The sequence below is a fragment of the Pseudomonas sp. JQ36 genome (assembly GCF_053851495.1).
In genome coordinates this window covers 1662616-1674630 of record NZ_CM132642.1, presented here as the reverse complement: position 1 = coordinate 1674630, position 12015 = coordinate 1662616, and the positions used below count along the sequence as shown (strand labels likewise).

Below are 12015 nucleotides of genomic sequence, written 5' to 3'. Positions count from 1 at the left end.
CTCGCCCCGCCCGCCTGAAAACCCAATCCCCTGTGGGAGCGGGCTTGCTCGCGAAAAAGCCGGCTCAAACAACACCCATCTCTCAGGCACTGCGCGCCTGCAACAGCTGCACCGCACACAACGCAATCCGCGCACAGGCATCCGCCAATTGCACCCGATCCAGCACCAGCCCGATGCGAATATGCCCCGCCGCACTGGGCCCGAAAGCTTCACCGGCCAGCACCGAAACCCCGTAACCTTCCAGCAGGCGCTCGGCAAACGCCTGCGCGCCTAACCCGGTCTGGCGCACATCGACCATCACGAACATCCCGCCATCCGGGCGAATCGGTTGCAGCCCCGGGCAGCCGCGCAAGCGCTCGCAGACCAGATCGCGGCGCAAACGGTATTCCTCGCGCATCTGCGTCACCTGCGGCAGATCACTTTCCAGCGCCACTTGCGCGGCTTTCTGCACGAAGTCCGGAAGGCCGAACAACATGCTCAACGACAGATTCACCAGATGCTCAGCCAAGGCTTTCGGCCCGATCGACCAGCCAATGCGCCAGCCGGTCATGGCATGGGATTTCGACAGGCTGTTGATGGTTGCCGTGCGTTCGGCCATGCCCGGCAGACTCGCCGGGCTGATGTGTTCGCCATCGTAGAGCAAATCGCTGTAAACCTCGTCACTGATCAGCCACAGATCGTGACGCACGCACAGCGCCGCCAGCTCTTGCCAGATCAGCAGGGACAGACTCGCGCCGGAAGGATTATTGGGACTGTTGAGCAACATCGCGCGGGTCTTCGGCGTGATCCGCGCGGCAACATCGGCGGGATCAACGCGAAAACCGTTCTCCGGCTTCACAGGCACCGGCACCACCGTGGCACCACAGGCACCGAACACACCTTCATAGGTCACGTACATCGGCTCGGCGACGATCACTTCGTCACCCGGATCCAGCAGGCATTGCGCGACCGAATACACCGCACATTGCGCGCCGGGCAGCACGATCACGTGCTCGGCATCCACCACCTGACCGCTGCGCCGCTGATGGCGGGCGGCGATAAGCTTGCGCAGCGCCAGACGGCCGCGCACGTCGGAATAATGCGTATCGCCGGCCAGCAGACTGTCGATGGCGCCGTGGATGATCGGCAACGGCGTGTCGAAATCCGGATCGCCCACGCTCAGCAGCAGGATATCGACCCCCTCGGCGCGCAGCTCCAGCGCTCGGTCATGAATCTGCCAGGCGGCGGCGCCCTCCCCGGCGATGCGTTGGGTCAAGGCTGAATAGCGCATGCACGTCTCCTGATTGCGCGGTCTCCAGCCTTCACCCTAGGTCAAATCACAAACCGCGCCAGCCGCTTTGTCCTTTGGATGAATTTAAAGAAGAACTTCGTACTGTGGTCGATTAGCAGTCGGCTGACTACCTGTCAGAGCTGACAGTAGACTCACTTCACAAACGCTCGCTTAATCAACATGAGGAAACAACTGCGCCCCCCTCTAATCGAAACGACGGAGTGTTGAAACGATGACGAATCTGAATGAAAAAATCCTCTTATTGGACGCACCGGAAATCCCCGATGCGCTACCCGATTTCCCTGGCAGTCAGGTTAACCTGTTGCCATTGAGTGCATTGGTATCGCCACTAAAGGTGTTGATTCCAGACTGGCAGTGTTCACCTCCTGAACCAGTGCCAGTGCAAGTACTGTTGACGCTGTTGTTAAATGAGAAACCGGTGGCGGACTATCCTTTTACGACACCCATCGACCCGGCGCTTTTCCCATTTGCGGCCCATATTCCTGAGACCTACCTGGCACAGGAAGGCGAGCACGAGGTTTCATATATCGTCAATATTGGCGGGAATGAAGCCATGGCCGCGAGCACGCCGATTACGGTCGATCTAACGGCTCCCAACTTCGGCAATCCGGGAGAACCTCCGCAATTTCCACCAGAAATCGACATTGAGGGGATCACCCAGCAGTATCTCGCCGCCAACAATGATGAAGTTCTGGTAACCATTGCCACCTATATGCAGCAGCGAGCCTGCGACAGCATCGAATTTCACTTTGGCTCACTTGCGGCGGAGCCAGTCATCATTAAAACGGTGCATGACGCAACTTCACCTACCGTTATCAAACTGAGTGGCGCGATTATCCGTGAGATAGGCTCCGGCACGATGTTCGCGTTTTACAGGCTGCGCGATCGTGCAGGAAACCTTGGGCAACAATCTTCGTTTAAGCAAGTCAAAGTGGACCTGTCTTGAAGCGCTGACTCTTCGAGGTGGGCCGAACACTCATCTGGTTCGTCCCACTTCAGGCAACTGCGTATTTCTCAAATCACAAACCGCGCCACCATTGCATTCAAATCCACCGCCAGACGCGACAGTTCATGGGTCGCAGCGCTGGTCTGGTTGGCCCCGGCGGCGGACTGCGTGGCCAGATCACGGATGTTGACCAGGTTGCGGTCGACCTCACGCGAGACCTGCGCCTGTTCTTCCGAGGCACTGGCGATCACCAGGTTGCGTTCGTTGATCTGATGGATCGATTGGGTGATCTGCTCCAGCGCCACGCCGGCAGCGCGGGCCATTTCCAGGGTGGTTTGGGTACGCTGGTTGCTTTGCTGCATCGACGAAACCGCTTCGCCGGTGCCGTTCTGAATACCGGCGACCATTTTTTCGATTTCCTGAGTCGATTGCGCGGTGCGATGTGCCAAGGCACGCACTTCGTCCGCCACCACCGCAAATCCGCGTCCGGCCTCACCGGCACGCGCCGCTTCGATCGCCGCGTTGAGGGCCAGCAGGTTGGTCTGTTCGGCGATAGCGCGGATCACATCGAGCACCTTGCCGATGTCACGACCCTGTGCAGCGAGGCCTTCGATCATTTGCGCGGTGCTCTGCACGTCATGGGTCATGGTCTGGATCGCGTCGACGGTTTTCACCACTTGATCGCGACCTTCGCGGGCGGCCTGGGTCGACTGATTCGAGGCTTCGGACGTCGACACCGCGTTGCGTGCGACTTCTTCCACGGCGGCGGTCATTTCGTTGACGGCGGTGGCAGCTTGTTCGATCTCGTTGTTCTGCTGTTGCAGGCCACGGGAGGCTTCTTCGGTGACCGCGCTCAGCTCTTCGGCAGCCGCGCCCAGCTGAGTGGCGGAACCGGCGATCTGTTCGATGGTTTGACGCAGGTTGGTCTGCATCGTCGCCAGCGCTTGCAACAGCTGTGTGGCTTCGTCCTTGCCGTCGACTTCGATGGACTGGGTCAAGTTGCCGCCGGCGATGGTTTGCGCTGCCAGAACCGCACGGTTCAACGGGGTGACGATGCTGCGAGTCAGCAACAGGGCCAGCAGTACGGTGGCGAGTGCCGCCACCACGGCGACGATCACGATACCGGTGATGGCGCTGTCGTAATACTCGCCGGCCTGAGTGGAGGCGACTTTCGCCCCCGCCGCGTTGATTGCGATGAGCTTGTTGAGCTGTTCGCCCATCTGGTCGGTGCCGTCCTTGATCCGCGTGTTGATCAACGTACGCATCTCGTCGACCTTGTCCTGACGCGACAGCTCCATCATCTGGTTTTGCGCTTGCAGGTAGTTGTCGAGCGTGGTCGCGAACATCTGATACAACGCACGCTCTTCGCTCTCTGCCGGCAACGCGGCGTAACTGGCCTGAGCACTGCGCACCTTGTCCACCAGCACGCCGATGCGCGTTTGCGCTTCTTGCAGACCTGCCGGGTCGCGGTTGACCAGAATCCGGAACGACAGAATCCGCAGGCGCAGAACGTTTTCCGTCACCACACCAAGGTAAGTGACGCTGGGCAGTTGGTTGGTATCCATGTCGAGGGAGGCCTGGCGGATGGTCGACATGCGGTTGACGGCGAACACACCAAGGACAATCACCAACAAGGCGATAAAGGCAAAACCGAGGAAGGCACGGGGCGCGATATTCAGGTTACGCAAGGACATGGTTGGACTCTCGGATAGAGGTAGCTGCGAGCGTCCTTGCCGTCATCACTGGCCCTTGGGGGGCGGGGCCAGTACGGCGTCACTGTTCGAGGGAATCTGTGTGCGCCTGATCTCTGTATCGGCGGCTCTTCAGGAAGGTTTCGTACAAATCTCAAGTATTTTTCAAGGTGTTTCACCACTGAAACACCATGTAGCTTGGCCTACTTCTGTGGCGAGGGAGCTTGCTCCCGCTGGGCTGCGAAGCGGCCCTATATCCTGCCACCACGTATCATAAGTCTCACCGCATCAGCCGGATTGACGACTGCTACGCAGCCGAGCGGGAGCAAGCTCCCTCGCCACAACATCTTCAGGGCGTCAGCTATTGAGTTTAGCCATCTGCCAGACCCGGGCGATGTCCGTCGCCCGTTCGCGCAACAAGCGCGGCGCTTCGGCACACGCCTGCTCCAGGGTCATCGGGCCGCTGGTGACGGCGAATGCGGCGTCGATGCCGTGGCCGTAAAGCTCCTGATAGCCCTCGCCCAAGGTGCCGGCGATGACGATTACCGGCACACCGTGCTGCCTGGCGATCCGCGCCACGCCGAGCGGAGTCTTGCCGCGCAAGGTCTGCGCGTCGAAACGCCCTTCGCCGGTGATCACCAGATCGGCGCCGTTGACGGCTTCGGCCAGGCCCACCAGCTCGGCAACCACTTCGACGCCAGCCTGAAATTGCGCGCCAAGAAACGCCTTGGCCGCAAAACCCAGGCCCCCCGCCGCACCACTGCCCGGCTCATCGCGAACGTCCTTGCCCAACGCTTGCGCGCAGAGCCCGGCGAAGTGCCCCAACGCCTGATCCAGTTGCTGCACCTGTGCCGCTGACGCGCCCTTTTGCGGGCCGAAAATCGCCGAGGCGCCATGCGGGCCACATAGCGGATTGTTGACGTCGGCGGCAATGTCGAAGCGTACCTGCGACAGACGCGAATCCAGATCACTCAGATCAAGACGGGCCAATTGCGCCAAGGCAAGACCACCCGGCACCAGCGCCTGCCCCTGCGCATCGAGCAATTTCACCCCGAGCGCCTGCATCGCACCGGCACCGCCATCGTTGGTGGCGCTGCCGCCAATCGCCAGAATCACCCGTTGCGCGCCGGCATCCAGCGCGGCGCGAATCAGCTCGCCAGTGCCGAAGGTGCTGGTGATGCAGGCATCGCGCTGCCCCGTAGGCACCAATTGCAAACCACTGGCCTCAGCCATTTCGATGATCGCGGTGTGGTTGTGCGGCAGCCAGCCCCACGCGGCGTCGACCGGCGCACCCAGCGGCCCGCGCACTCGGGTGCGGCGCAGTTCGCCCTCGCAAGCGGCAAGAATCGACTCCACCGTGCCCTCGCCGCCGTCGGCCATCGGGCATTTGACCAGCGTCGCGTGCGGCCAGACTTGCGCCAGCCCGAGGGCAATGGCTTCGGCAACGCCTTGGGCACTCAGGCTGTCCTTGAACGAATCGGGGGCGATGACGATCTTCATGCGAATTCTCCAGTTCCAATGCCGTTCATGCTGCCAGTCGGCCTGCGCATTGACGCCTGTCCGCTGCACAAGCGGGATTGGCGATTGTTGTTCATTTATACAAAAGCCTTGGGATTGATGCTGAATGTTCTGGCCCTATCGCGAGCAGGCTCACTCCCACAGGGGAATGCATTTCAAATGTAGGAGTGAGCCTGCTCGCGATGGCGTCTCTGAAAACACCCGATCAACTCGGGTCAGTCTGCGGCAACAACTGCACCCCAAGGTACAACGCCAACATCCCGTCCAGCCGCAGCGGATCCACCCCGCTGATCTCGGCAATCCGCTCCATCCGATAACGCAAGCTGTTGCGATGAATGCCCAGCGCATCGGCGCACGCCTGGCTCTGCCCATCGTGTTCACACCAACTGCGCAGGGTCGCGAGCAACTGGCCATTGCCGTCCTTGGCGATGACTTTGCGCAACGGCTTGAGCAGTTCATCCAGCGCATCATCGTTGCGATGGCGCCAGAGCATCACCGGCAGGCGATAACGATTGAGCGTCAGCAGTCGCGACTGCGGCAGCACATCCCGGCCATAGGCGAGCAGATCGCCGACGCGCCGATAACAGCGGCGTAAACCGGCCAGGCCATCCGCCTGCCCGCCGACGGCGATGCGCAGAATGTTCCAGCCCAGGCCATCAAGCTTTTCCAGCAAACGATCATGCTCAACCGTCTGACTTGCGGGCCGGCACCACAGCAGCGATGACTTGGCCGAACTGACGCACCAGCTGTCCGGGTAGCGCGAAGTCAACCAGGCGCTCAAGGCCTCGACGGTTTGCCCCGGCCCATGTTCCAGACCGAGTTCGAACAGATACGGCACCCGGGTCAATTGTGGTTTGAGACCCAATTGCTGCGCCTCATCAACCAGTCGCGGCGAATCCCCGGCTTCGCTCAACAGCAACGCCAGCAGGTCGTCGCAACGCTGGCGCCGCCATTGCTGCTCGGCCTGTTGATTGCGCTGGCCGACGAGCATTTCCGCGGTCATGCGCACCAGTTCGGCGTAGGTGCGCAGTTGCTCCGGTTCGCCGGTAATGCCAAGCACGCCGATCAGGCGTTGATCGAGCAGCAGCGGCAGGTTGATCCCCGGCTGCACGCCCTTCAAATGCACCGCGGTTTGCGCGTCGATCTCCACCACCCGCCCGTTGGCCAGCACCAGTTGCGCGCCTTCGTGACGGGTGTTGATGCGCTCCGGCTCGCCACTGCCGAGGATCAGGCCCTGGCTGTCCATGACGTTTACGTTGTAGGGCAAAATGGCCATGGCCCGGTCGACGATATCCTGAGCGAGGTCGTGATCGAGTTCGAACATGATCGGCAAAATCCTTAAGCAACGGCGGCGGACGGTTGTTCACCCGCACAGGGTCTGGCGGCAAACCCTGTGCTCAGGCACAAAGACAATCCGGCCACAGGTGGCCGAGACTCTCACAGCGATCAACGTTAACCTGTGCATCGCAAAAAATCATAATAAAGAGAGAGCCGCTATGTCGCAGAGCGCCGCAGCTACCCAGACCATCGATGACGGTAAAGACGCCGTCTACAAACGCATCACCCTGCGTTTGATCCCCTTCATCTTCATCTGCTACCTGTTCAACTACCTCGACCGGGTCAACGTTGGCTTCGCCAAACTGCAGATGCTCGACGCATTGAAGTTCAGTGAAACCGTGTACGGCCTCGGTGCCGGGATCTTCTTCATCGGCTACGTGCTGTGCGGCGTGCCGAGCAATCTGGCCCTGACCAGATTCGGCCCGCGCCGCTGGATCGCGCTGATGATGATCACCTGGGGCACGCTATCGACCTGCCTGTTGTTCGTCACCACCCCGACCCAGTTCTACACCCTGCGCCTGTTCACTGGTGCGGCCGAAGCCGGGTTCTTCCCGGGTGTGGTGCTGTACCTCTCGCAGTGGTTCCCGACGTTTCGCCGTGGACGGATCATGGCGCTGTTCATGTCGGCCATCCCGGTCTCGGGCCTGCTTGGCAGCCCGTTCTCCGGCTGGATCCTCAATCACTTCGCCGCCGGGCAAGGTGGACTGGCAGGCTGGCAATGGATGTTCCTGCTGCAAGGCATCCCGACCGTAATCCTCGGTGTGCTCGCCTACTTCCTGCTCAGCGACAGTTTCGCCAACGCCAAATGGCTGACTGCGCATGAACGCGCGGTGCTTGAGGCGGATCAAGCCGAAGACCTGGCGAACAAACCGAAAACCACCTCGGACTCGCTGCTCGCGGTGTTCAAGAACCCGGCGATCTGGGCGTTCGGCCTGATCTACTTCTGCATCCAGAGCGGCGTGTACGCGATTAACTTCTGGCTGCCGTCGATCATCAAGAACCTCGGCTTCAGCGACAACCTGGTGATCGGCTGGCTGAGCGCGATTCCGTATCTGCTGGCGGCGGTATTCATGCTGCTGGTCGGGCGTTCGGCGGACTTGCGCAAAGAACGTCGCTGGCATTTAGTTGTGCCAATGCTGATGGGCGCGCTCGGTCTGCTGATTGCGGTGAACTTCGCCGCCAACCCGGCCATCGCCATCCTCGGCCTGACCATCGCCACCATGGGCGCACTGACCGGTCTGCCGATGTTCTGGCCAGTGCCGACTGCCCTGTTGAGCGCGGGCGCCGCGGCCGGTGGTCTGGCGTTGATCAACTCGATGGGGCAGATGGCCGGCTTCCTCAGCCCGTACCTGGTGGGTTGGGTCAAGGACAGCACCGGTTCGACCGATGCGGCGTTGTATCTGCTGGCGGGTGTGATTGTCGGCGGCAGCTTGCTGGCGTTGCGCATGACGCGGACGCTGCGGGCTTAATCACGCTTCAAGATCAAAAGATCGCAGCCTGCGGCAGCTCCTACAGGGAAACGCGTATTTGCGCGTAGGAGCTGCCGCAGGCTGCGATCTTTTTACGATGCCCGAGCAAGCTCAGGTATTGCAGGCGGGTTGCTGAGCCGATAATTCACTTTGCGGCGTCGGACGCTTCTGGTATTTGATTGGAGTTTTCCCACCCGATCAAAGGATTTCGGCATGAGCTACCGCACACTGGGGAACTCGGGGTTGCAGGTGTCCACCCTCACCCTCGGCACGATGATGTTTGGCGAACAGACCAGCGCTGAAGACTCGCTGCGCATCATCGACAAGGCCTGGGATCAGGGCATCAATTTCATCGACACCGCCGACGTCTACACCAACGGCCGCTCGGAAGAAATCGTCGGCGAGGCGATAGCCCGCAATCGGCATAAGTGGGTGCTGGCGACCAAGGTCGGTTTCGGCCCGGTGGATGGCGTGCCGAATCGCAGTGGTTTAAGCCGCAAGCACATCTTCAATGGTCTGGAGGCCAGCCTGAGCCGTATTGGCACCGACTATCTCGACATCTATTACCTGCACCGCGAAGACCACAACACCCCTCTGGAAGTCACGGTGTCGGCGATTGGCGATCTGATTCGCCAGGGCAAGATTCGCTACTGGGGCCTGTCGAACTATCGCGGCTGGCGGATTGCCGAGGTGATTCGTATCGCTGACAAGCTCGGAGTCGACCGTCCGGTGATCAGCCAGCCGCTGTACAACATCGTCAACCGTCAGGCCGAAACCGAGCAGATCAGCGCCGCGCAATCCTATGGCCTCGGCGTAGTGCCTTACAGCCCGCTGGCTCGCGGCGTGCTCAGCGGCAAGTACGCGCCGGATGCGGCGCCGGACGCCAACAGCCGCGCCGGGCGTCAGGACAAGCGCATTCTGGAAACCGAATGGCGGGTGGAATCGCTGCGCATCGCCCAACAGATTCAGCAGTACACCCAGGGCCGTGGGGTCGGGATTGTCGAGTTCGCGATTGCCTGGGTGCTGAACAACAGCGCGGTGACCTCGGCGATTGTCGGGCCGCGCACCGAACAACAGTGGGATGCTTATACCAAGGCGCAGGCGGTGCAGATCACGGCGGAGGATGAAGCGTTCATCGACTCGCTGGTGACGCCGGGGCATGCTTCGACACCGGGATTCAACGATGTAAGCCATTTTGTGTCGGGCCGTAAACCGCGCTCGGCCTGAAAGCTTCGCGAGCAAGGCCGCTCCCACAGGGGATTGGCGCCGGATGCAAACCTTGTATTCGACACCAATACACTGTGGGAGCGGGCTTGCTCGCGAAAGCGTTGGCTCCGTCACTAAAGATTTCGAGTCTGCCCCTTCTTCGCGAACTCAATCACGCCCACAGGTTTTGTGCTTATCTTCAAGATGTGGGAAATATTGATCACTCGGCCAATATTCAGCACAAAAACCACGTATCCTGCGCGCCCTGTTTGATCACCCACCCGCGAGGACAGTTTGTCTAAAGGTATCGCTCTATCGGTTTCAGCCTCGGTGCTGTTTGCCGTCATGTATTACTACACCTCGCTGCTCACCCCATTGAGCGGCGTGGAAATCTTTGGCTGGCGGATGCTGCTGACCGTACCGTGCATGACCGTGTTCATGCTGGTGTCGGGGGAATGGCGGCGAGTGCTGGAGTTGCTGCGCCGCGTGGCCGGCACTCCAAAGCTGATCGGCGGCCTGATCGTTTCGGCGGCGTTGCTCGGCGTGCAGTTGTGGCTGTTCATGTGGGCCCCGCTCAACGGCTACAGCCTCGACGTGTCGCTGGGTTATTTCCTGCTGCCGCTGGCGATGGTGCTGACCGGACGCATCGTGTACGGCGACAGCCTGTCGTACCTGCAGAAAATCGCGGTGTTCTTTGCCATTCTCGGCGTGGCCAACGAGCTGTATCGGGTCGGCGGGTTTTCCTGGGCGACCCTGGTGGTCGTGGTCGGGTATCCGCTGTATTTCGTGCTGCGCAAACGCCTGAAGACCGACAACCTGGGCGGTCTGTGGGTCGACATGACCTTGATGCTGCCGGTGGCCTACTGGTTCGTGCGCGGCGGTGAGCAAGGCTTTGGCGTGTTCGATCAGTACCCGGGCTTGCTTTGGCTGATTCCGCTGCTCGGTCTGATCAGTGCTTCAGCGCTGGTGGTGTACATCATTGCCAGCCGCTTGCTGCCGTTCAGCCTGTTTGGTTTGCTCAGCTATGTCGAGCCGGTATTGCTGCTCGGCGTGGCGTTGTTGCTCGGTGAAAGTATCAAGGCCGGCGAGTGGCTGACGTACATTCCGATCTGGCTGGCGGTGGTGGTGTTGGTCTTCGAAGGCTTCAAGCACCTGATGCGGCAGCGCCGCCCTTAATCGCACCACAAAACAACTGTGGGAGCGGGCTTGCTCGCGAAAGCGTCAGTTCAGTCAACAAAGACCTTGAACCAAAGACCGAATTCGCGAGCAAGCCCGCTCCCACAATTTTGCTGACGCAAAAAAATCCCGGCTGTGCATGACTGCAAGCCGGGATTTTTTCATTCTGGTGGCGGATTACTCAGTCGCGAGCACACCACGACGCACCTGATCACGCTCGATCGATTCGAACAGGGCCTTGAAGTTGCCCTCGCCGAAACCATCATCACCTTTACGCTGGATGAATTCGAAGAACACCGGGCCCATCAGGGTTTCCGAGAAGATCTGCAGCAGCAGGCGCTTGTCGTCCGGGTTCGACGAGCCGTCGAGCAGAATGCCTCGCGATTGCAGTTGATCAACCGGCTCGCCGTGGTTCGGCAGACGGCCTTCGAGCATCTCGTAGTAGGTGTCCGGCGGCGCGGTCATGAAGCGCATGCCGATCTTCTTCAACTGATCCCAGGTCTTGACCAGGTCGTCGGTGAGGAACGCCACGTGCTGGATGCCCTCGCCGTTGAACTGCATCAGAAACTCTTCGATCTGCCCGGCGCCCTTGGACGACTCTTCGTTCAGCGGGATGCGGATCATGCCGTCCGGTGCGGTCATCGCTTTCGAGGTCAGGCCGGTGTATTCGCCCTTGATGTCGAAGTAGCGGATCTCGCGGAAGTTGAACAGCTTCTCGTAGAAGTTGGCCCAGTAGGCCATGCGGCCGCGGTACACGTTATGGGTCAGGTGGTCGATGATCTTCAGGCCGGCACCGACCGGGTTGCGGTCAACGCCTTCGATAAAAACGAAGTCGATGTCGTAGATCGAACTGCCTTCGCCGAAACGGTCGATCAGGTACAGCGGCGCGCCGCCAATGCCTTTGATCGCCGGCAGGTTCAGCTCCATCGGGCCGGTTTCGATGTGGATCGGCTGGGCGCCGAGTTCCAGGGCACGGTTGTAGGCTTTCTGCGAATCCTTGACGCGGAACGCCATGCCGCACACCGACGGGCCATGCTCGGCGGCGAAGTACGAGGCGACGCTGTTTGGTTCGTTGTTGAGGATCAGATTGATCGCGCCCTGGCGATACAGGTGCACGTTCTTGGAACGGTGGGTCGCGACTTTGGTGAAGCCCATGATCTCGAAGATCGGCTCCAGGGTGCCAGGAGTCGGCGATGCGAACTCGATGAACTCAAAGCCCATCAGGCCCATTGGGTTTTCGTATAAATCGGTCATGGTGACGCCTCATCATTCTTATCAATTAACCAGAGTTATTTGTCAGTAATGCTGAGACCGGCGGGAGGTGCGCAGGAGATGCCTCGCACACTGCGGGCGAGGAAGTCACCGTAGATCAGTTGAAAC

At 60.4% G+C, this 12015-nt stretch carries 9 protein-coding genes; 4 read left to right on the top strand and 5 right to left on the bottom strand.

The features are described from left to right. Window positions 1-82: 82 nt before the first annotated feature. Entirely contained in the window at window positions 83-1270 is a 1188-nt protein-coding gene (locus ACS4NR_RS07480; RefSeq protein ID WP_456019562.1) for a pyridoxal phosphate-dependent aminotransferase, read from the bottom strand. Window positions 1271-1502: 232 nt separating this feature from the next. On the opposite strand from ACS4NR_RS07480, the gene ACS4NR_RS07475 reads away from it, so the two are divergent. Then, on the top strand, window positions 1503-2237 hold the full coding sequence (locus ACS4NR_RS07475; RefSeq protein ID WP_095135701.1) for a hypothetical protein: 735 nt from the start codon (window positions 1503-1505) through the stop codon (window positions 2235-2237). Window positions 2238-2305: 68 nt separating this feature from the next. On the opposite strand, the gene ACS4NR_RS07470 is transcribed toward ACS4NR_RS07475, so the two are convergent. The 3 genes from ACS4NR_RS07470 to ACS4NR_RS07460 all read right to left on the bottom strand — a co-directional run bounded on the left by ACS4NR_RS07470 (window position 2306) and on the right by ACS4NR_RS07460 (window position 6770). Further along, window positions 2306-3931 carry a methyl-accepting chemotaxis protein gene (locus ACS4NR_RS07470; protein WP_456019561.1) on the bottom strand — a complete coding sequence of 542 codons (1626 nt, stop codon included), beginning with the start codon at window positions 3929-3931 and terminating at the stop codon, window positions 2306-2308. Between the two features lie 354 nt (window positions 3932-4285). Continuing rightward, the gene (locus tag ACS4NR_RS07465; RefSeq protein WP_456019560.1) at window positions 4286-5428 is read right to left on the bottom strand and encodes a glycerate kinase; all 1143 of its coding nucleotides are present in this window, start codon (window positions 5426-5428) and stop codon (window positions 4286-4288) included. 223 nt (window positions 5429-5651) lie between these two features. Beyond that, window positions 5652-6770, bottom strand: coding sequence for a sugar diacid recognition domain-containing protein (locus ACS4NR_RS07460; protein ID WP_456019559.1), 1119 nt, complete (start codon window positions 6768-6770; stop codon window positions 5652-5654). A gap of 172 nt (window positions 6771-6942) precedes the next feature. Here ACS4NR_RS07460 and ACS4NR_RS07455 point away from each other — a divergent pair, with 172 nt between their 5' ends. From ACS4NR_RS07455 to rarD, 3 genes are all read left to right on the top strand, one after another. Beyond that, complete coding sequence (locus ACS4NR_RS07455; protein ID WP_456019558.1) at window positions 6943-8253, top strand: MFS transporter; 1311 nt, start codon at window positions 6943-6945, stop codon at window positions 8251-8253. 213 nt (window positions 8254-8466) lie between these two features. Continuing rightward, entirely contained in the window at window positions 8467-9480 is a 1014-nt protein-coding gene (locus ACS4NR_RS07450) for an aldo/keto reductase (RefSeq protein WP_456019557.1), read from the top strand. 273 nt (window positions 9481-9753) lie between these two features. Next, window positions 9754-10635: an EamA family transporter RarD gene (gene rarD / locus ACS4NR_RS07445; RefSeq protein ID WP_095135688.1), complete on the top strand. Its 882-nt coding sequence runs from the start codon at window positions 9754-9756 to the stop codon at window positions 10633-10635. A gap of 177 nt (window positions 10636-10812) precedes the next feature. On the opposite strand, the gene hppD is transcribed toward rarD, so the two are convergent. After that, complete coding sequence (gene hppD, locus ACS4NR_RS07440) at window positions 10813-11889, bottom strand: 4-hydroxyphenylpyruvate dioxygenase (protein WP_095135686.1); 1077 nt, start codon at window positions 11887-11889, stop codon at window positions 10813-10815. Window positions 11890-12015: the final 126 nt, after the last annotated feature.

Excerpts from the sequence above, each read along its gene's own strand:
- ACS4NR_RS07470 (WP_456019561.1), bottom strand. The coding sequence starts at position 3,931 with ATGTCCTTGCGTAACCTGAATATCGCGCCCCGTGCCTTCCTCGGTTTT.
- ACS4NR_RS07460 (WP_456019559.1), bottom strand. The coding sequence starts at position 6,770 with ATGTTCGAACTCGATCACGACCTCGCTCAGGATATCGTCGACCGGGCC.
- ACS4NR_RS07480 (WP_456019562.1), bottom strand. The coding sequence starts at position 1,270 with ATGCGCTATTCAGCCTTGACCCAACGCATCGCCGGGGAGGGCGCCGCC.
- ACS4NR_RS07475 (WP_095135701.1), top strand. The coding sequence starts at position 1,503 with ATGACGAATCTGAATGAAAAAATCCTCTTATTGGACGCACCGGAAATC.
- ACS4NR_RS07450 (WP_456019557.1), top strand. The coding sequence starts at position 8,467 with ATGAGCTACCGCACACTGGGGAACTCGGGGTTGCAGGTGTCCACCCTC.
- ACS4NR_RS07465 (WP_456019560.1), bottom strand. The coding sequence starts at position 5,428 with ATGAAGATCGTCATCGCCCCCGATTCGTTCAAGGACAGCCTGAGTGCC.
- ACS4NR_RS07455 (WP_456019558.1), top strand. The coding sequence starts at position 6,943 with ATGTCGCAGAGCGCCGCAGCTACCCAGACCATCGATGACGGTAAAGAC.
- hppD (WP_095135686.1), bottom strand. The coding sequence starts at position 11,889 with ATGACCGATTTATACGAAAACCCAATGGGCCTGATGGGCTTTGAGTTC.